Source organism: Dellaglioa sp. CoH-55-MRSF-9 (assembly GCF_056782155.1).
In genome coordinates, this window is sequence record NZ_JBXAYG010000001.1 from 309956 (window position 1) to 330352 (window position 20397).

Genomic DNA, 20397 nt, shown 5'->3' on the forward strand with positions numbered 1-20397 from the left:
GCTTAACCTAATTATAAAAAGTTAAAAAGGCACCAATCAAGTATACTTGATTGGTGCCTTTTCTGCATTTCTGTACTATTAATTATTAACTTTAGCAATCTTACCCTGTTCAATATAAACAGCAAGAATTGATAAATCAGCAGGATTCACACCACTAATACGACTAGCTTGAGCTAATGTTTCTGGTTGAATCTTAATGAATTTTTGACGCGCTTCCGTCGCAATTCCTTCAATAGAATCGTAATCAATATTTGTTGGAATTTTTTTAGCTTCCATACGTTTTAACTTCGCAACTTTTTCTTGTGCTTTTTTAATATAGCCTTCGTACTTAAATTGGATTTCTACTTGTTCAATAATTCTATGGTCTAATTCATGGTCAGGACCTGGAATAAACTTCTCAATGTCTGCGTAAGTTACCTCAGGGCGACGTAAAAATTCATTAGCCAACACGCCATCTTTCAAAGCGGCACTATTATGTTCTGCTAAGAATGCATTCACATCTTCAGTAGGTTTAATACGGAATGATTGTAATCTAGCTTTTTCGGCTTCAATTTCAGCTTTTTTAGCTTTAAAAATAGCTAATCTCTTTTCAGAAATTAAACCAATATCATATCCTTTTTCAGTTAAACGTAAATCAGCGTTATCATGACGTAAGATTAAGCGATATTCAGCACGAGATGTTAATAGACGATAAGGTTCGTTTGTCCCTTTTGTTACTAAATCATCAATCATAACACCGATATAAGCGTCACTTCGATTTAACGTAAAATCTTCGCGGCCTAAAGCACGTAACCCAGCGTTAATTCCTGCCATTATTCCTTGTCCAGCAGCTTCTTCATATCCAGAAGTCCCGTTTGTTTGACCAGCGGTATATAAATTCTTCACTAATTTAGTTTCAAGCGTTGGTCGTAATTGATAAGGAGCCACGACATCATATTCAATCGCATAACCCGGACGCATTAATTCAGCGTTTTCAAGGCCCTTAATTGAATGAATAATATCTTGTTGGACTTCTTCCGGCATTGACGTAGAAAGGCCCTGAACGTAAAATTCGTCCGTTGAACGGCCTTCTGGTTCTAAGAAGAGCTGATGACGAGGTTTATCAGAGAAACGAACAATTTTATCTTCAATAGATGGACAGTAACGTGGACCCACACCTTTAATAATTCCTGAGAACATAGGTGCACGATCAAGGTTAGCATTAATAATCTCATGCGTTTTCAAGTTGGTATACGTTAACCAACAAGATAATTGATTTTTAACATCAATATAATCTTCATCAGGTGTTTCAAAACTAAAGTGGTTAGGTTCAACATCCCCTGGTTGTTCATCAGTCACACTGTAATCAATTGTATTCCCATCAACACGAGGTGGTGTTCCAGTTTTAAAACGTTCTAAATCAAATCCAAGAGCTTCAAGATTTTCAGATAATTTAATTGCAGGTTGTGAATTATTAGGACCTGATGAATAACTCAATTCGCCAATAATAATCTTACCGCGAGCAGCCGTTCCAACTGTTAAAACAACACTTTTAGAACGGTATTTTGCCCCAGTATTTGTTACAACACCATGACATTCGCCATCTTCAACAATTAAACTATCGACTGTTCCTTGACGTAACGTTAGGTTTTCTTCTTTTTCCATTGTATGTTTCATTTCACTTGAATAAAGATGTTTATCAGCTTGTGCCCGTAATGCTCTAACAGCTGGACCTTTACCAGTATTTAACATACGCATTTGTACATAAGTTTTATCGATGTTACGACCCATTTCGCCACCTAAGGCATCAATTTCACGTACAACAATTCCTTTAGCTGGACCACCAATTGAAGGATTACATGGCATAAAAGCAACCATGTCTAAACTAATTGTGATAAGTAATGTTTTATTACCCATTCGTGCAGCAGCGAGTGCTGCTTCTGAACCAGCATGTCCAGCACCAACCACAATTACATCATAATCTGGGCCGTCATAAGTTTTAATGTCCATTTATATTCTCCTATTTACTAACAATTATTTACCTAAACAGAATTGACTAAATAATTCTGTGAGTAATTCATCTTTGTAGCTATCACCAGTGATTTCACCAAGTAATTCCCAACTTCTAGTCATGTCAATTTGAACTAAATCGATTGGCATACCGGAAGCAATCCCAGTGATCACATCATCTAAAGCAGTCTCAGCTTGATTTAACAAGCCAATATGACGAGAATTAGTAATCATAACTGTTGTTTGGCTATTTTCAATTCCACCAAAGAATAAGTTAGCAATTTTTTCTTCAAGTTGCTTCACACCTTCATGATTTAAGACAGAAATAGAAATAATTTCCGTTGGATCAACCATACTTTCTAATTCTTTACGATCTAGATTTTCTGGTAAATCTGTTTTATTTAAGATAACAATTCGTTTATCATTCTGTGTTAATTTAATGAGCTGCTTATCTTCAGCAGACAAAGGTTCATTGCTATTCAAAACAAGCATGACTAAATCAGCTTGAACAATCGCTTCTTTCGAACGTTCAACCCCAATTTTTTCAACCTTATCTTCTGTATCACGAATACCGGCAGTGTCTACCAATTTCAAAGGTACACCCATAACGTTAACGTATTCTTCAATCACATCACGCGTTGTTCCAGCAACATCAGTTACAATGGCTTTATCTTCATGTAATAAGTGATTCAAAAGACTTGATTTACCAACATTAGGTCGACCAATTATGGCAGTAGCTAATCCTTCACGTAATACTTTACCTTGTTGCGCTGTTTGTAGTAATTCTTGAACATATTGCTTAACATCACGTGCTTTTTCAAGCAATAATTTAGTCGTCATTTCTTCACCAGCATCGTATTCTGGATAATCAATATTAACTTCAACTAATGCCAAAACATCTACGATATCTTTACGTAAATTGCGGATTAGACGTGCTAAATTACCATCTAACTGATTTAGTGCAACTTTCATTGAGCGATCTGTTTTAGCACGAATTAAATCCATAACAGCCTCAGCTTGAGATAAATCAATTCGACCATTTAAGAATGCTCGTTTTGTAAATTCACCAGGTTCAGCTAAGCGTGCCCCATTACTTAATAATAATTGTAAAATTTGATTCGTTGGTACAATACCACCATGACAGTTAATTTCAATCACATCTTCACGTGTAAATGTTTTAGGTGCTAACATAACTGAGACCATGACCTCATCGACTTCTTCATCCGTTTTAGGATTTAAAATATGTCCGTAGTTAATGGTATGACTATCAACGTTACCTAAATTTTTCCCTTTAAATACATTATTAGCAATTTGAACGGCATCCTCACCACTTAATCGAACAATTGAAATGGCACCTTCACCAGGTGGTGTTGATATAGCGGCAATTGTATCAAATTCTGTTAATTCTGGCATATCTTTAAATACTCCCTTCAAGTGCTCTATTAGCAGTTAATTAATCATATTCTTTAAATTTTTTCAAACAAAAAAAGGGCCCACTCCACGCCCTAAAAGGACGTGGATAAAGCACCTTCACTACTTTATCTAATATTAAGTTCAATGCCAATAATATACTTTTTTTACCGACATTTGTCAACAAGTCTGTTTGATGATTCTAATTCACTAACCACGAATACCGCGATTTTCTAATTTATTAGTAATCACTTTTAATTCATTAACATAACCAAGATATTCTTCTTCAGTCATATCAAATGAAGTAAAACAATTCGACATTTGTTTCATAATTCTATGTTTACTTCTTTTAGCTTTTCCAGTCAATGAGACATTCACACGGCGTTCATCCTCAGGATCTCTAGTCCGAAGAATCCAATCATCCTTTTCCATACGTTTTAAAAGTGGTGTTAATGTTCCGTTATCTAGATGTAACTTCGCACCAAGTTCCTTCACCATAACAGGTGACGTTTCCCACAATGAAAGTAACGTAATATATTGCGGATACGTTAAGCTAAATTCCTTCAGTGATTCTGTATAAAATTTATTGTAATCTTTTTGTGCTGTGTAAATAGCAAAACATAGTTCATCTTCTAATTTTTCTGGATCATGTTTTAAAGCCATGGGTGGGGACTCCCTTCTATTACTGACTATTTTTTATTTTTAGGCGCTACAATTACTGAGCGCTTAGGTTCTGTTCCAATCGATGTTGTTTTGATTCGGTTATTTCGTGCTAAATAAAAATGAATTTGCTTACGTTCGTTAGCAGGCATCGGGTCTAATTGTACCGTCTCACCCGTTCTAATAACATCCTTGGCCACTTTAATTGCAAGGCGCTCAATCGTTTCTTCGCGACGTTTACGGTAGCCACCAACATCTAGAATAACATTCATTCTGCTAACTGCTTTTTGATTCATATTAACTTGTGCTAAATATTGCAAAGCATTTAAACTTTTACCGTGTTTACCAATTAATAATCCTTGTTTACTCGTATTAAAATCATATGTTACCTGACGGCGCTCAAATTGAACATTAATTTCTGTATCAATACCCATTAATTCTGTAATGTCGGCCAAATAATAACCAACATCATGAACTGCTTTTTCATTAAGTTGACTTCTAGCAGCTTTTTCTGCTGCTGTTAGAGGCTTTGATGTAACACTATCTTTTTTTTCATCAATAATTTTCTTGCTTACTGGTTTTTCTGTTATTTTTTTTTCAATTAATTCAACTTCTGCCTTTTTGCGGCCAAAAAATAAAAATCCAGACTTACCTTCATTGATTATTTTAATTTCAATCTGTGTTTTTTCAAGCTTTAATGCAGCCAAACCGTTACTCACAGCTTGATCAACATTTTTTCCAGTAAATATGGGCATGTTCATCCTCCAAATATAATTATCATCGTTATATTATAGCACTAATTGACCCCTTATCTATACCCTTTTTCAGAACGATTTTTTTGAAAAGTTCTTTCATTTGACAAAATCTATAGGACTCAGCCTATAATGAAAATACTAAATATAAAAACTCGGAGGATTAATTCTATGAATAAATTAACAGACACATATGAATTAGCAAATGGTGTCAAAATTCCTGTTGTTGGTTTTGGTACTTGGCAAACACCAAGTGGTGATGTTGCTAAAGCATCTGTAAAATCAGCATTAGCTTCTGGTTACATACATTTAGATACTGCTGAAATGTACCACAATGAAAGTAGTGTTGGAGAAGGTATTGCCGAAAGCGGTGTTGCTCGTGAAGATATCTTTTTAACAAGTAAATTAGCTAATACAGCTCATACGTACGATGAAACACAAACAGCATTTGCACGAACATTAAAAGATTTAGGTGTTGATTACCTTGATTTATTCTTGATTCACTGGCCAAATCCTGCTGCTTATCGTGAAGATAATTGGGAAAGTCATCTTCAAGAAACATGGCGTGCATTTGAAGATCTTTATAATGAAGGTAAAATTAAAGCCATTGGTGTTTCTAACTTCCGTCCTCGTCATTTTAAAATTTTGGAAGAAACACAAACAATTACACCAATGATTAATCAAATTAGATTAGCTCCTGGTGATACTCCCAAAGAGACAATTGATTATTGTCACAAGCATAATATTCAATTAGAAGCTTATAGCCCATTAGGAACTGGTGCTATCTTTACGGAACCAACAATGGTTAAAATTGCTAATCGTATTGGTCGCAGTGTTGCACAAGTTACCTTACGTTGGTCATTACAAAATGGATTCTTACCACTTCCCAAATCTGTTCATGCTGACAGAATTGAAGAAAATACTCATTTATTTGATTTTGAATTATCTGATGAAGACATGGCAGAAATCAACTCTCTAGATGGTGTTGTTGGTCATGCTCAAGATCCAGATACAGCAACTTTCTAAAATGTTTCACGTGAAACAAAAATGCGTAACCAGATATATTCTGGTTACGCATTTTTAGTTATCTATAGTTTGATGATGCATTTGGCATGACTATTGCACATATGATGTAAACAATAATACCAGGGAATGCTGCACTCAGGACACTTAAAAGAACGTACCCTATTCTTGTTAATGTTGGGTCCCAGTTAAAAAATTCAGCAATACCACCGACAACACCAGCAATAATTCTATTATTAGATTTTGTTAATTTTCTCAATTTTAATCCTCCTCTTGTTAACCTTTTATGTAATTATATCCAAAATAAAAAACCAAAGCCACTAAATGGACTTTGGTTTTCAAAAATTACTTTTTGTTACGGCCCTTATAAGCTTTCTTTTTCGCTTTTTTAATAGCCTGTACTTTTTCTTTTTCAAGACGTACTTTTTCTTCACGTTCACGTGTAATTTTAAATGGATTATTAATTAACAATGTTTGTCCAACTGAGAATGCATTGGTAATAACCCAATATAATGACAAGGCTGATGGTAAGTTAACAGCTGTCACAAGAATCATTATTGGTGTACCATAAACCATCATCGTTGACATTGAGTTTGCTTCAGGTTGGGACATAACACCCAACTTAGAAACAAAGTAAGTTAAGATTGCAGCAAAAATTGGTAAGATGAAGTACGGATCTTTATCACCAAGCTGTAACCATAAAAATTCACCCGTCTTCAAAACGTTCGTTCTCAAAATAGCTTGATAAAGAGCTAATAAAATCGGCATCTGTACTAATAATGGTAAACATCCAGCAACAGGATTAATGCCTGCTTCTGCATATAATTTCTGTTGTTCTTCACGTAATTTTTGAACAGTTGCAGCATCTTTACCAGAATGCTTAGCTTGAAGTGCCTTCAATTGAGGTTGAACTTCAGCTGTTTTACGCATACTTTTTGTTTGATAAATCATTAATGGTAATAAAATAACCCTAATGATTATGGTAAAGATGATAATACCAACACCATAGTTCCCACCAAATAATTTTGAAAGGAAAATAATAGCCCTAGAGAAACTGAGGATGATACCGCCATCCCAAATTCCTGTACTATTTTCCGTTATTGGTGTTGTACTACATCCCGCTAGGACTAACATTAACCCCAACATACTTAATAGGACTAAAAATCGCTTACTCTTCTTTTTCACAAGAATACCCTCGCTCACTTTATTAGTCTAAAATTTTAGCTATTTTTAAAACATGTGTTAATTGTTTCTTGGATTCCTCTTGCGACAACCAAGCAACAGATGGTCTAGCAATAACCAAAAAATCGCAATCTTGTTTAAGATCTGGTTTCAATTCTAACAACGATTGACGAATACGGCGTTTAACCCAATTACGAGCAACAGCATTCCCAATACGTTTTCCAACTGAAATTCCAACTCTAAAATGAGCTTGTTCTGGTTTTTCCATCATATATATAACATACTTTCGGTTCGCACAAGATTGACCTTTTTTAAAAACTGTTTGGAACTCTGCTTCTTTTTTAACGCGATATGATTTTCTCATGTAATATCTCCAGTTAAATAGATACTGTATCTTTGTAATAAAAAAAACCACTGAAATCAGTGGTCTATGCAGACAATACTTTTCTACCTTTACGGCGTCTACGTGCTAAGACGTTACGGCCGCCTTTTGTACTCATGCGTTTACGGAAACCATGCACGCGTTCACGGTGACGTTTTTTAGGTTGGTATGTTCTTTTCATAATTTAGGCACCTCCTTAAATACTTAATGTTTCAACTAATCGGTATCTTGATAAAAATAAGATACCAGTGACGTCAATTTCACTTACCGGAATATAATACCATACTTCTTTCTTCTATGAAAGAAAATTATTAGAATTCAATGTAATTTAGTTATCCACACTTTTTCGCTATTTATTTTTTAGTTGTGGATGAGTTGTGAAACACATCTTGTCGTCCACAACTCGGAACACACACTTTTTCACAATAAACAGCCTGTTAATAAGTTATACACACCCTTAACTAAAAACTGTTAATAACTAATGAAAATCCTTTAATAACATACTTTATTTCAATCACTCATTTGTGGATAACATGGCAAACAAAACTGGTTTATCTTTTTATGCCCACCCCTGTGGAAAACTTATTAATGACCCTGTTATTATTTTTTACACATTTTTTTAAACCTGTGGAAAACCCTTCTTTAAAATGCTAAACTGTAGTTACGATTTATTTAAACAAGGAGGCTTTTTGTGCTTACTCTCGAAAATTTATGGTCCTCACTGACTGATTATTTCAAAACGCAACTCAACCCTGTTAGTTACGAAACTTGGATTTCATCAGCTGAACCAAAACAATTTATTAATAACGACCTTATTATTGAGCTACCCTCCCAGCTACATAAAACTTACTGGATACAACATCTAGCACCAAAAGTTGTTGCGTTTCTTTACGAATCAACTGGTGAAGAAATCAATCCCGTTTTAAAAATAAAGGGTGAATTAACCGCGGGCGGCCAATCAAATATGGCAGTATCAAATAGTTCAAACTCTAATAACGATAATGTCCCTACCTTTATGCGTGATGCCAAATTAAACGATAGATATACCTTTAGTACCTTCGTTACTGGAAAAGGTAATCAGATGGCCCACGCTGCTGCTTTGGTTGTTTCTGAAGAACCTGGCCGCTTGTACAACCCGCTCTTTTTCTATGGTGGTGTTGGTTTGGGTAAAACCCATTTAATGCACGCAATTGGTCACCAAATGCTTCTAAACAATCCTGATGCAAAAGTAAAATACGTTACAAGTGAAGCATTTACTAACGGCTTCATTAACTCACTTCGAAATAATACGCCCGAAGATTTCCGAAAAGAATATCGTAGTGTTGATCTCTTACTGGTGGATGATATTCAATTTTTTGCCGATAAAGAATCAACACAAGAAGAATTTTTCCATACATTTAACTCTTTATATGATGATAAAAAACAAATTGTCTTATCATCTGATCGTTTACCAAACGAAATACCAAAATTACAAAAACGTCTTATATCTCGCTTTAAATGGGGTCTTTCAGTTGATATAACCCCTCCTGATTTAGAAACTAGAATTGCTATTTTAAGAAATAAATCTGATGCTGAAAATCTTGAAATACCAGATGATACATTAAGTTATATTGCTGGCCAAATCGATTCGAATATTCGTGAACTTGAAGGCGCTTTGGTTAGAGTACAAGCGTACGCGACCTTATCAAACTCAGAAATAACAACGAGTTTAGCCGCCGATGCCTTAAAAAACTTAAGTTTAAAAGATAAATCAAATGAAATTTCAATTGCTATTGTTCAAGATCGGGTTGCTAAATATTTCCACGTTACTGTGGGCGATTTAAAAGGAAAAAAACGTGTTAAAGCAATTGTTATGCCACGTCAAATTGCTATGTACTTAAGTCGCGAACTTACCGACAATTCCTTACCTAAGATTGGATCTGAATTTGGTGGTAAGGATCATACAACGGTTATTCATGCTCACGAAAAAATTGCTGTAATGTTAGAAACTGATGACAAACTTCAGCGTCAAATTTCAGATCTTAAGAGTGAACTTAACCAATAATAGTTGTGGGCAATTGTGGATAAGGCGGCTTGTTTACTCACAGGTTATCCACATGTGAATTCTTTTATTTACATGGTCCCAACGTATTTCTTAACATGATTAACAGGCCCTACTACTGCTTCTATTCTTTTATTACTTAATTAATAACTAAACTTACCGGAGGATTTACTATGGAATTTACAATTAATCGATCAGCATTCATTAAACAATTAACAGATGTTCAAAGAGCTATTTCTTCAAAAACAACAATTCCTATATTAACGGGTATCAAAGTTGTCTTAACTGCTTCTGGTTTACTTTTAACAGGTAGTGATGCAGATGTTTCTATTGAAACTTTTTTATCTGTTGAAGATGAATCTAATAACTTAACAATTGAATCAACTGGTGAAATTGTGCTACCTGCACGATTCTTTAGCGAAATTGTTAAAAAATTACCGCAAGATACTTTTTCATTAACAGTGACTGATGGTTATCAAACTGAGATTACTTCTGGATCAGCCTCATTCAATATTAATGGGTTAGATGCAAATAACTATCCTCACTTACCAGAAATTGATACTGATGATAATTTAATTTTTTCGGGATCAATCTTAAAACAAATTATTAGCCAAACTGTTATTGCCGTTTCTAACCAAGAAAGTCGCCCTATTTTAACTGGTGTTCACTTTGTCATTGAAAATGGTGAGTTTTTAGCAGTCGCAACAGATAGTCATCGTTTGAGCCAACGTAAAATTACATTGGAAGGCGCAAACGATGCAAAATATGATGTTATTATTCCTGGTAAATCTTTAGTAGAATTATCACGAATGATTGACGATTCTAATCCAGATATTGAAATGCGTATTTCAGAAAACCAAGTACTCTTTATTCTTGGAAATACCTCATTTTATTCACGTTTATTAGAAGGAAATTATCCTGATACAACTCGTCTAATTCCTAAAGAATCAGCTACAGACATTGAGTTTAATGCGCCTAAATTATTATCAGCAATTGAACGTGCGTCATTACTATCACATGAAAGCCGTAATAACGTTGTTAAACTAGCGATTAATACGGCAGAACAAAAAGTTGTCATTTATAGTAACTCGCCTGATGTTGGTAATGTTGAGGAAGCATTAGAATTTAGCAATTTATCAGGAAATGATCTTGAAATTTCATTTAATCCAGACTATATGAAAGATGCTTTAAGATCATTTGGACAAACTGAAATTAAAGTTGCGTTTACACAACCATTACGACCATTTACCTTAGTCCCAACTGAAGATACAACGCAATTTATTCAATTAATTACACCAGTTCGAACATTCTAATTAATTGTTCGTGTATGAATAACTAATAAAAATAGAGTAAAAGCAGCCAATAAAACTGTTTTTACTCTATTTTTTTAGGTAAATTATATTAAAAGTGAGAAATGAATTTTATGGTTTGATTTTGACTAAAAAAATAAGGCAATAGTGAATTGTAGTCATTTAATTAAAAATATAGCCTTTTAAGTAATTTTAGAGTAAAAAGACTAATTAAAACTTAAATCGCTTAAATCGGCTTAAAATGAGATGTGAAATTGTAATTTTGCGAAAAAAAAGGTATAATAGAAAAGGAAGAAAATGGAGGTTGACGACAATTGAAATCAGATATTTATTTAGAAACACCTTACATGATGCTACAACAAGTTTTGAAATCAGAAACAATTATTAATTCTGGTGGCGAAGCAAAATGGTTTTTACGTGAAAATGAAGTCCTTGTAAATGGTGAATTAGAAGACCGACGTGGACGTAAATTATACCCTGGCGATGTTATTGAAGTTCCAGGTATTGCAATTATTACGATGCATTCAATGGACGAAAAGTAGGCTTATCAATGTATCTAGAAAATTTAACCTTGAGGGATTATCGTAACTATGAAGATTTAAATATCTCATTTTCACCAGCAATCAATATATTACTTGGTGAAAATGCTCAGGGTAAAACGAATTTATTGGAAGCAATTTATGTGTTATCAATGACTCGAAGTCATAGAACGAATAATGATAAAGAGTTGATTAAGTGGGATAAGACAGCTGCGATAATCCAAGGTCGGGTGAATAAGCAAGTAGGGTCATTGCCACTCGAGATTCAAATTAATTCTAAAGGTAAAAAAGCTAAAGTTAATCATCTTGAACAGGCCAAATTGTCACAGTACATTGGACAGTTCAATGTGATTTTGTTTGCACCAGAGGATTTAGCCCTTGTAAAGGGTGCCCCATCAGTAAGAAGAAGATTTGTTGATATGGAATTTGGCCAAATTAATGCACGTTATTTATATAATTTAGGTCAATACCGAACTATTTTGAAACAGCGTAATCAATATCTAAAACAGTTACAGCATAAAAAAGACCAAGATTTAGTTTTTTTAGATGTATTATCTGATCAATTAGCTGCTTTTGGCGCAGAAATTGTACATCAACGCTTAATATTTCTTAAACAACTTGAATTCTGGGCTAACCAATTACAAGAAGAGATTACACAGTCCGCTGAAACGTTAACATTTGAGTATGCCACTCATTTGGAAAACGCGTCAGAAAAAACGATTGAACAGTTGTATACGCAATTACAAAATGATTTAAAAAAATCAATAAAAAAAGAAATATTTCAAGGGACAACCTTAGCTGGGCCACATCGTGATGATGTGCGTTTTTTAATTAACGGCAAAAACGTTCAAACATATGGATCTCAAGGACAACAAAGAACAACAGCATTATCAGTCAAATTAGCCGAAATTGAGTTAATGAAAGAGGAAACTGGGGAATATCCAGTCCTTCTTTTGGATGATGTTCTTTCTGAATTGGATGATATGCGTCAAACACATCTTTTGAAGACGATTCAAAATAAGGTTCAAACATTTTTAACAACACCAAACTTAAGTGGTATTGCTAGATCGTTAATTAATGAACCTAAGATTTTTCATATTAATCAAGGTAACTTACTCGAAGAGGAGGAACATATAGTTGACTGATCAAGAGAAACAAGCTGAAATAGCAGAAGAATTACATGAAGAAAAAGCAAAAGAATATGATGCGAGCCAAATTCAAGTTTTAGAAGGACTTGAAGCTGTTAGAAAACGTCCCGGTATGTATATTGGAACAACGGCTTCACAAGGTCTTCATCACTTAGTTTGGGAAATTATTGATAATGGTATCGATGAAGCATTGGCTGGTTTTGCCGATGAAATTAATGTTGTTGTCGAAAAAGACAACAGTATAACAGTTCGTGATAATGGACGTGGTATCCCTGTTGATATCCAAGCAAAAACAGGCCGTCCAGCGCTTGAAACCGTTTTTACAATTTTACATGCTGGGGGTAAATTTGGCGGTGGTGGTTATAAAGTTTCTGGTGGACTTCATGGAGTTGGTGCTTCAGTTGTTAATGCATTATCAACTGAGCTAGATGTTCAGGTTATTCGTGAAGGTAAAGTCTACGGTATGGACTTTGCTCGCGGTAAAGTTAAAACAGAGATGTCAGTTGTAGGTGAAGCACCTGAAAATGAACATGCAACGATTGTTCATTTTGTACCGGATTCTGATATTTTTACGGAAACAACTGTCTATGATATTAAAGTATTAACAACGCGAATTCGTGAATTAGCATTCTTGAATAAAGGCCTTAAAATTACGATTGATGATAAACGTGATGGTGGACCCGGATTACAAGAATTCCATTATGCCGGTGGTATTAAGCATTATGTTGAATACTTAAATAAAAATAAAGATGTTATTTTCCCAGAACCTATCTATGTTGAAGGTGAACAAAAAGGGATTATTGTTGAAGTTGCCCTCCAATATACAGATGATTATCATAGTAATTTATTAACTTTCACAAATAATATTCATACTTATGAGGGTGGTACTCATGAATCTGGTTTTAAGACAGCCTTAACCCGGGTTATAAATGATTACGCTCGTAAAAATAATCTTATGAAAGAAAATGATGCTAATCTTTCTGGTGAAGATGTTCGTGAAGGATTGACGGCTGTTGTCAGTATTAAACATCCAGATCCTCAATTTGAAGGTCAAACAAAAACAAAATTAGGTAATTCAGATGCGCGTACGGTTACTGATCGTACTTTCTCTGAACATTTTACTAAGTTTTTAATGGAAAATCCTAAAGAAGCTAAAATTATTGTAGAAAAAGGCTTATTAGCTGCTAGAGCTCGAGTAGCTGCTAAACATGCTCGTGAAGTAACACGTAAAAAAAGTGGGCTTGAAATCAGTAACTTACCCGGTAAGTTAGCTGATAATACAAGTAAAGATCCTGCAATTAGTGAATTATTTATCGTCGAAGGTGATTCAGCCGGCGGTTCAGCTAAACAGGGTCGTTCACGGTTAACACAAGCTATCTTACCGATTCGTGGTAAGATTTTGAATGTTGAAAAAGCAAGTTTAGATAAAATTTTAGCCAATGAAGAAATTCGTTCATTATTTACAGCTATGGGAACAGGTTTTGGTGGCGAATTTAATGTTGAAAAAGCTAATTATCATAAATTAATTATTATGACTGATGCTGATGTCGATGGTGCCCATATTAGAACGTTATTATTAACACTGTTCTATCGTTACATGCGTCCACTTGTTGAAGCAGGATTCGTGTATATTGCGCAACCACCTTTATATCAAATTAGACAAGGTAAGATGATTCGTTATGTCGATACTGAAGAAGAATTAGAAGAAATTCAAGGGCAATTGGCACCAACACCAAAACCCGTTATTCAACGATATAAAGGTCTTGGAGAAATGGATGCTTCTCAATTGTGGGAAACAACTATGGATCCAGATGCTCGTCGTTTATTACGTGTTAACGTCGACGATGCCATTGAAGCTAATGATGTCTTTAATATGTTAATGGGTGATCGTGTAGAACCTAGACGTGAATTTATTGAAAAAAATGCCACTTACGTAGAAAACTTAGATATTTAAAAACTTAGTCGTAAAGGAGGTTGAAAATTTTGGCAGAAGAATTACCAGCTACAAGCCGGATAAAAGATGTTAATCTTTCCGGAGAAATGAAAAAATCATTCTTGGATTATGCTATGAGCGTTATTGTTGCTCGTGCACTTCCTGATGTTCGAGATGGGTTGAAACCTGTCCATCGTCGTATTTTATACGGGATGAGTGAATTAGGGATTACGCCTGATAAACCATACAAAAAATCAGCTAGAATTGTTGGGGATGTTATGGGTAAGTACCATCCTCATGGTGATTCATCGATTTATGAAGCGATGGTTCGTATGGCCCAAGACTTTAGTTACCGTTACATGTTAGTTGATGGGCATGGTAACTTTGGTTCTGTCGATGGTGATGGCGCTGCTGCTATGCGTTATACTGAAGCTAGAATGAGTAAAATAGCTGTTGAAATGATGCGTGATATCAATAAAGATACCATTGATTTCATGGATAATTACGATGGCAGTGAACATGAACCAGTTGTTTTACCTGCGCGTTTTCCTAACTTATTAGTTAATGGTGCAACAGGTATTGCCGTTGGTATGACAACGAATATTCCGCCACATAATTTGTCAGAAGTTATTTCTGGATTACATATTTTGATGGATAATCCTGATGCAACTGTGGCTGATTTGATGGAGGCTATCCCTGGTCCTGATTTTCCAACTGGGGCTACTGTTCTAGGTAAATCTGGTATTCGTAAAGCTTACGAAACAGGTAAGGGAACAATAACAATTCGTTCAAAAGTTGAAATTGAAGAACAAAAGAATGGTAAAGAACGTATTATCGTTGATGAACTTCCTTACATGGTTAATAAAGCACGTTTAATTGAACGTATTGCTGATTTAGCTCGTGATAAAAAAATTGAAGGTATCACTGATATTAATGATGAGTCTGATCGTGAAGGATTACGAATTGTGATCGATATTCGTCGTGATATGAGTGCTTCAGTTGTGTTGAATAACCTTTATAAATTAACGTTATTACAAACATCTTTCAGTTTTAATATGCTAGCAATCGTTAATGGTATTCCAAAAGTTCTAAGTTTAAAGGAAATGCTTGTTTATTACCTTGAACATCAAGAAAAAGTTATCCGTCGTCGTACGCAATTTGAATTGAAAAAGGCACGTGCTCGCGCACATATCCTTGAAGGTTTAAGAATTGCACTCGATCATATTGATGAAATTATTAGAATTATCCGTAGCTCAAATACGGGTGAACTTGCTAAAAATCAATTGATGGGTAATTATGGTTTATCAGATAAACAAGCTCAAGCTATTTTAGATATGCGATTAGTTCGTTTAACTGGTTTAGAACGTGAAAAAATTGAAGAAGAATATCAAAATTTAATGGCATCAATCGCTGATTTTGAAGATATTTTGGCTCATGACTCACGTATTCATGATATTATTTATCAAGAATTGTTAGATTTACAAGCTAAATTTGGTGATGAACGTCGTACTGAATTATTAATTGGCGAAGTATTGAATCTTGAAGATGAAGATTTGATTGAAGAAGAAGAAGTTATGATTACATTAACGCATAACGGTTATGTAAAACGTCTTGCAACTGATGAATTCAAAGCACAAAACCGTGGTGGCCGTGGCGTTCAAGGTATGGGTGTTCATGATGATGACTTTATTGAACATCTTGTGTCGACATCAACGCATGATACCCTACTATTCTTCACGAATGCTGGTAAAGTGTACCGTATGAAGGGGTATGAAATTCCTGAATATGGACGCACAGCTAAAGGAATTCCTGTCATTAATCTTTTAGGGGTTAATTCTGGTGAGAAAATCCAAGCTGTTATCAACGTAAGCAAGCAAGAAAATGATGAACGTTATCTTTTCTTTACGACGCTTAACGGAACAGTTAAGAGAACACCGGTGTCAGAATTTTCTAACATACGAAATAATGGTTTAAAAGCGATTAAATTGCATGATGAAGATGAATTAATTAACGTTGCTATCACAGATGGCACGCAGAATATGATTATTGGAACGCATCGAGGTTACGCAGTATCATTTGCTGAAAATGATGTTCGTTCAATGGGTCGTTCTGCTTCTGGTGTTCGTGGTATTCGGTTAAGAGAAGATGATTACGTTGTAGGAGCTGATTTATTAGCTGCTGATAGTCACGTATTTATCATTTCTGAAAAAGGATACGGTAAGCAAACACCCGCTTCGGCTTATGCAATTAAAGGCCGTGGTGGAAAAGGAATTAAGACAGCTAACATTTCTGAAAAGAATGGACCAATTGCTGGGTTAGCAACCGTTCAAGGTGATGAAGATATCATGTTAATTACGGATCAAGGTGTTATGATTCGCTTTAATGTGAAGAACGTGTCAAAAACGGGCCGTGCTACTTTAGGAGTTCATTTAATTCGAATTGATGAGAATGCTAAAGTTGCAACAATGGCAAAAGTTGAAGCTACTCCTGAAGAAACAACTACTATTTTAGATGCAGTTGTATCAGACGTTGAAAGTGAAACAAATGACTTAGAATAAACTAAATTAAAAAAATAAAATAAAATCCTAATTAACGGCGTACTTAATAAGTGTGTAGTTAATTAGGATTTTCTTGCTTTAAGTGAATGGCAGTGATATAATTTTAGTTCGTAAGTGTCTATGGCATTAAATAGATAACTTTCCTTGTTCTTGCCACGAGGTAAGGACCTAAAGTCCATAAGGAGGTGTAAACAGTCATGAGTAAATATGAAATTACTTATATCATCCGTACCGATCTTGATGAAGCAGCTAAAGCAGCTTTGATCGAACGTTTCGATGGTATTTTAACAAGTAATGGTGCAGAAATCGTTACTTCAAAAGACTGGTCAAAACGTCGTCTTGCATACGAAATCAGCGGTTATAATGAAGGTATCTACCATATCATTAATGCTACAGCCGATGACGATATCGCAATTAACGAATTTGATCGTCTTTCAAAGATTAATGAAGGAATCTTGCGTCATATGATCATTAACAGAGATGAAAAATAATTCATTTTAATAAAATAACGGAGAGGAGCAATACATTATGATTAATAGAACAGTACTTGTCGGACGTTTAACAAGAGACCCTGATTTACGCTACACAGCTAGTGGTGCTGCAGTTGCAACTTTTACAGTTGCAGTTAATCGACAATTCACGAACGCTTCTGGCGAACGTGAAGCCGATTTTATTAACTGTGTTATCTGGCGAAAAGCAGCCGAGAACTTCGCTAACTTTACGCATAAAGGTTCTTTAATTGGTGTCGATGGACGAATTCAAACGCGTTCATATGATAATCAACAAGGAACTCGCGTGTATGTTACTGAAGTTGTCGTAGAAAACTTTTCGTTGCTTGAATCAAAATCTCAATCAAGCCAACAACAAGGTAACGCTAATAATCAAAGCAGCGCTCCTCAATCAAGTTCATCATCAAATAACAATGCTAACCCATTTGGTGGCGCAAGTTCGAATAATAATTCAAACACAACGCAATCTAATGATTCAGCAACAGTTGATCCATTTGCAAATAATGGCCAACAAATTGATATTTCTGATGACGACCTACCATTCTAATTAGAGGAGGAAACTCACATGGCACAACAACAACAACGTAGAGGTGGTGGCGGTGGCGCACGTCGTCGACGTAAAGTTGACTTCATCGCAGCTAACCACATCGATTATATCGATTATAAAGATACAGACTTGTTAAAACGTTTCATTTCAGAACGTGGTAAGATTTTACCTCGTCGTGTTACGGGAACAAGCGCTAAAAACCAACGCAGTTTAACAATTGCAATTAAACGCTCACGTATTATGGGCTTATTACCATTCGTTTCAGAAGAATAGTAATATCTAGGGAAGACTATGCAAATAGTCTTCCCTTTTTTTGTACTATCAGCAAGATTTGTGCAGGTAAATGGGGAATGTGATAAAATAGATAACATCTAGGATTTACAGATGAGGAGATACTATGAAAAAGTTCCTTTCAAACGAGAAACTTCCCAGTTTTTTGAAGAATGAACGCTTAAGATGGATTGCGATTTTTATCGTAATTATGTCTTTATTTAGTGTTGTTCTGTCTTTTACAGTTAATTTATTTTTAGGACTTATATTGTTAATTATTGCGTTGGGTGCTACCAGCGCAAGTATGTATATTATGTCCCAAATTACGGCAAATACTAATGAATATATATCGGAATTATCATATCGTATTAAACGTAGTGAACAAGAAGCGCTTATCAAAATGCCAATTGGTATTTTGATTTTTAACGAACAAAATGAGATTGAGTGGGTTAATCCATACTTACAACCTTATTTTGAAAAAAATGATATTTTAGGTAAGAAAATAGAGAGCGTCGATGAATCGTTATCGACGATTATTACAGATAACGCTGAGACTAAAGGCTTGGTGAAAGTAACATGGCATGAAAAAGATTTTGAAATGATCATACAAAATGATATTCATGTTGCTTACCTGATGGATATTACGCGTTATTCATCAATTGAAAAAGAATTTGAAGCAGAGCGCGTTGTTATCGGTCAAGTGTTCTTAGATAATTATGATGAAGTAACGCAATCTATGTCAGATAAGAATGTTTCTAATTTAAGTAACTTTGTCACAAATGAGTTATCTAATTGGGCGCGTCGTTATGGGATGTATTTAAAAAGAACGGATTCAGATCGATTTTTTATTTTAGTTCATGCCCATTCTTTACAACAAATTGAAGAAGAAAAATTTAAAATTTTAGATCGAATTCGCGATCGGACATCCAAACAAAACTTTCCGCTCACATTGAGCATGGGAATTGCCTATGGCGATGGCGATTTGAATTCACTTGCAAAATTAGCTCAAAGCAATTTAGATCTTGCTTTAGGTCGAGGTGGGGATCAAGTTGTCGTTAAATCACCTGAAGAGCAAGCAAGATTTTATGGTGGTAAAACTAATCCGATGGAAAAACGGACTCGGGTTCGTGCTAGAATGATTTCTCAAGCGTTACAAGAAATAATGAAACCAATGGACCAAGTCTTCGTTATGGGACATCAGAGCCCAGATATGGACTCTGTAGGAGCTTGTTTGGGCATTAGACGAATCGCTTTGATGAATAATATGAAATGTTGGATTGTTTTAGATCAAACCGCTATTCATTCAGATGTACAACGATTGATGGAAGAGTTAGATCAATATCCTGATATCAAATATAATATTATTACACCTGAAGAAGCAGTAGAAAAAGCAACAGAACAGAGTTTACTGGTGATGGTTGATCATTCTAAACCCTCTATTTCTGGTAGTCCTGAATTGTATGAAAAACTTAAAAATCGTCTGATGGTTATTGATCATCATCGTCGTGGAGAAGAATTCCCTGAAAATCCAATGTTAGTTTATATTGAACCTTATGCATCATCAACCTGTGAACTGATTACTGAAATGTTTGAATATCAATCAAAAGATAGTGAACCAATTAATAAAATTGAAGCAACTGCGATGTTAACGGGAATTATTATTGATACGAAGTCGTTTTCATTAAGGACGGGTACACGAACATTTGATGCAGCCAGTTATTTAAGGTCCGTTGGGGCTGATTCAACAATGGTTCAAAACTTTATGAAAGAAAATGTTGATAGTTACTTGAAGCGTAATCATTTAATTGATAAAGTAGAGTTCATTAATACTGATTTAGCATTATGTGTGGGTGAAGATGATACGATTTATGACCCAGTTACAGCAGCACAGGCAGCAGATTCATTATTATCTATTTCAAGTGTATCAGCGTCATTTGTTGTCACAAAACGATCAGAAAATCGTGTTAGTATCTCTGCTAGAAGTACAGGGACGACTAATGTTCAAGTTGTTATGGAACAAATGGGCGGCGGCGGTCACTTATCAAATGCTGCGACTCAGTTAACTGGTGTGAGTGTAAGTGAAGCTGCAGAACAATTAGTTAATATTTTAACGACAAAAAAAGATGAAATTAAGGAGTAGTTGA

19 protein-coding genes are annotated in these 20397 nt (G+C 35.0%); 11 read left to right on the forward strand and 8 right to left on the reverse strand.

What is annotated here, in order from left to right; all coding sequences use genetic code 11:
* Positions 1–78: 78 nt before the first annotated feature.
* From mnmG to jag, 4 genes are all read right to left on the reverse strand, one after another.
* Positions 79–1989: a tRNA uridine-5-carboxymethylaminomethyl(34) synthesis enzyme MnmG gene (gene mnmG, locus AC1RPV_RS01420; RefSeq protein WP_481761078.1), complete on the reverse strand. Its 1911-nt coding sequence runs from the start codon at positions 1987–1989 to the stop codon at positions 79–81.
* Positions 1990–2013: 24 nt separating this feature from the next.
* Entirely contained in the window at positions 2014–3402 is a 1389-nt protein-coding gene (mnmE, locus tag AC1RPV_RS01425; RefSeq protein WP_481761079.1) for a tRNA uridine-5-carboxymethylaminomethyl(34) synthesis GTPase MnmE, read from the reverse strand.
* A gap of 207 nt (positions 3403–3609) precedes the next feature.
* Positions 3610–4062 carry a MarR family winged helix-turn-helix transcriptional regulator gene (locus AC1RPV_RS01430; RefSeq protein ID WP_481761080.1) on the reverse strand — a complete coding sequence of 151 codons (453 nt, stop codon included), beginning with the start codon at positions 4060–4062 and terminating at the stop codon, positions 3610–3612.
* A 26-nt stretch (positions 4063–4088) separates the two neighbouring features.
* On the reverse strand, positions 4089–4814 hold the full coding sequence (gene jag, locus AC1RPV_RS01435) for an RNA-binding cell elongation regulator Jag/EloR (protein WP_481761081.1): 726 nt from the start codon (positions 4812–4814) through the stop codon (positions 4089–4091).
* Positions 4815–4982: 168 nt separating this feature from the next.
* On the opposite strand from jag, the gene AC1RPV_RS01440 reads away from it, so the two are divergent.
* Entirely contained in the window at positions 4983–5837 is an 855-nt protein-coding gene (locus tag AC1RPV_RS01440; RefSeq protein WP_481761083.1) for an aldo/keto reductase, read from the forward strand.
* 58 nt (positions 5838–5895) lie between these two features.
* On the opposite strand, the gene AC1RPV_RS01445 is transcribed toward AC1RPV_RS01440, so the two are convergent.
* The 4 genes from AC1RPV_RS01445 to rpmH all read right to left on the reverse strand — a co-directional run bounded on the left by AC1RPV_RS01445 (position 5896) and on the right by rpmH (position 7579).
* Positions 5896–6093 (reverse strand): PspC domain-containing protein, encoded by a 198-nt coding sequence (locus tag AC1RPV_RS01445; protein ID WP_409021843.1) that lies wholly within the window; start codon positions 6091–6093, stop codon positions 5896–5898.
* An 86-nt stretch (positions 6094–6179) separates the two neighbouring features.
* Entirely contained in the window at positions 6180–7019 is an 840-nt protein-coding gene (gene yidC / locus AC1RPV_RS01450; RefSeq protein ID WP_481761084.1) for a membrane protein insertase YidC, read from the reverse strand.
* 22 nt (positions 7020–7041) lie between these two features.
* Positions 7042–7380 (reverse strand): ribonuclease P protein component, encoded by a 339-nt coding sequence (rnpA, locus tag AC1RPV_RS01455; RefSeq protein ID WP_409021846.1) that lies wholly within the window; start codon positions 7378–7380, stop codon positions 7042–7044.
* A 64-nt stretch (positions 7381–7444) separates the two neighbouring features.
* Positions 7445–7579, reverse strand: a complete 135-nt coding sequence (gene rpmH, locus AC1RPV_RS01460) for a 50S ribosomal protein L34 (RefSeq protein WP_057974157.1) — start codon at positions 7577–7579, stop codon at positions 7445–7447.
* Between the two features lie 510 nt (positions 7580–8089).
* On the opposite strand from rpmH, the gene dnaA reads away from it, so the two are divergent.
* From dnaA to AC1RPV_RS01510, 10 genes are all read left to right on the forward strand, one after another.
* A complete protein-coding gene (gene dnaA / locus AC1RPV_RS01465) occupies positions 8090–9442 on the forward strand; it encodes a chromosomal replication initiator protein DnaA (RefSeq protein WP_481761085.1) in 1353 nt (450 codons plus the stop codon).
* Between the two features lie 170 nt (positions 9443–9612).
* Positions 9613–10752, forward strand: a complete 1140-nt coding sequence (dnaN, locus tag AC1RPV_RS01470) for a DNA polymerase III subunit beta (RefSeq protein ID WP_481761086.1) — start codon at positions 9613–9615, stop codon at positions 10750–10752.
* 311 nt (positions 10753–11063) lie between these two features.
* Complete coding sequence (gene yaaA, locus AC1RPV_RS01475) at positions 11064–11291, forward strand: S4 domain-containing protein YaaA (RefSeq protein ID WP_057974154.1); 228 nt, start codon at positions 11064–11066, stop codon at positions 11289–11291.
* Positions 11292–11299: 8 nt separating this feature from the next.
* Complete coding sequence (gene recF, locus AC1RPV_RS01480) at positions 11300–12433, forward strand: DNA replication/repair protein RecF (RefSeq protein WP_409021849.1); 1134 nt, start codon at positions 11300–11302, stop codon at positions 12431–12433.
* A gap of 19 nt (positions 12434–12452) precedes the next feature.
* Positions 12453–14390 carry a DNA topoisomerase (ATP-hydrolyzing) subunit B gene (gene gyrB, locus AC1RPV_RS01485; RefSeq protein WP_481761146.1) on the forward strand — a complete coding sequence of 646 codons (1938 nt, stop codon included), beginning with the start codon at positions 12453–12455 and terminating at the stop codon, positions 14388–14390.
* Positions 14391–14476: 86 nt separating this feature from the next.
* A complete protein-coding gene (gene gyrA / locus AC1RPV_RS01490; RefSeq protein WP_481761147.1) occupies positions 14477–16927 on the forward strand; it encodes a DNA gyrase subunit A in 2451 nt (816 codons plus the stop codon).
* 197 nt (positions 16928–17124) lie between these two features.
* Positions 17125–17418 carry a 30S ribosomal protein S6 gene (rpsF, locus tag AC1RPV_RS01495; protein ID WP_409021850.1) on the forward strand — a complete coding sequence of 98 codons (294 nt, stop codon included), beginning with the start codon at positions 17125–17127 and terminating at the stop codon, positions 17416–17418.
* Between the two features lie 37 nt (positions 17419–17455).
* Positions 17456–17983 carry a single-stranded DNA-binding protein gene (gene ssb / locus AC1RPV_RS01500; protein ID WP_409021851.1) on the forward strand — a complete coding sequence of 176 codons (528 nt, stop codon included), beginning with the start codon at positions 17456–17458 and terminating at the stop codon, positions 17981–17983.
* Positions 17984–18001: 18 nt separating this feature from the next.
* Positions 18002–18256: a 30S ribosomal protein S18 gene (rpsR, locus tag AC1RPV_RS01505; RefSeq protein ID WP_057974148.1), complete on the forward strand. Its 255-nt coding sequence runs from the start codon at positions 18002–18004 to the stop codon at positions 18254–18256.
* A 124-nt stretch (positions 18257–18380) separates the two neighbouring features.
* Positions 18381–20393 carry a DHH family phosphoesterase gene (locus AC1RPV_RS01510; protein WP_481761087.1) on the forward strand — a complete coding sequence of 671 codons (2013 nt, stop codon included), beginning with the start codon at positions 18381–18383 and terminating at the stop codon, positions 20391–20393.
* Positions 20394–20397 lie beyond the last annotated feature (4 nt).

Excerpts from the sequence above, each read along its gene's own strand:
- mnmG (WP_481761078.1), bottom strand. The coding sequence starts at position 1,989 with ATGGACATTAAAACTTATGACGGCCCAGATTATGATGTAATTGTGGTT.
- mnmE (WP_481761079.1), bottom strand. The coding sequence starts at position 3,402 with ATGCCAGAATTAACAGAATTTGATACAATTGCCGCTATATCAACACCA.
- AC1RPV_RS01430 (WP_481761080.1), bottom strand. The coding sequence starts at position 4,062 with ATGGCTTTAAAACATGATCCAGAAAAATTAGAAGATGAACTATGTTTT.
- jag (WP_481761081.1), bottom strand. The coding sequence starts at position 4,814 with ATGCCCATATTTACTGGAAAAAATGTTGATCAAGCTGTGAGTAACGGT.
- AC1RPV_RS01440 (WP_481761083.1), top strand. The coding sequence starts at position 4,983 with ATGAATAAATTAACAGACACATATGAATTAGCAAATGGTGTCAAAATT.
- rnpA (WP_409021846.1), bottom strand. The coding sequence starts at position 7,380 with ATGAGAAAATCATATCGCGTTAAAAAAGAAGCAGAGTTCCAAACAGTT.
- rpmH (WP_057974157.1), bottom strand. The coding sequence starts at position 7,579 with ATGAAAAGAACATACCAACCTAAAAAACGTCACCGTGAACGCGTGCAT.
- dnaN (WP_481761086.1), top strand. The coding sequence starts at position 9,613 with ATGGAATTTACAATTAATCGATCAGCATTCATTAAACAATTAACAGAT.
- recF (WP_409021849.1), top strand. The coding sequence starts at position 11,300 with ATGTATCTAGAAAATTTAACCTTGAGGGATTATCGTAACTATGAAGAT.
- gyrA (WP_481761147.1), top strand. The coding sequence starts at position 14,477 with ATGAAAAAATCATTCTTGGATTATGCTATGAGCGTTATTGTTGCTCGT.
- rpsF (WP_409021850.1), top strand. The coding sequence starts at position 17,125 with ATGAGTAAATATGAAATTACTTATATCATCCGTACCGATCTTGATGAA.
- ssb (WP_409021851.1), top strand. The coding sequence starts at position 17,456 with ATGATTAATAGAACAGTACTTGTCGGACGTTTAACAAGAGACCCTGAT.
- rpsR (WP_057974148.1), top strand. The coding sequence starts at position 18,002 with ATGGCACAACAACAACAACGTAGAGGTGGTGGCGGTGGCGCACGTCGT.
- AC1RPV_RS01510 (WP_481761087.1), top strand. The coding sequence starts at position 18,381 with ATGAAAAAGTTCCTTTCAAACGAGAAACTTCCCAGTTTTTTGAAGAAT.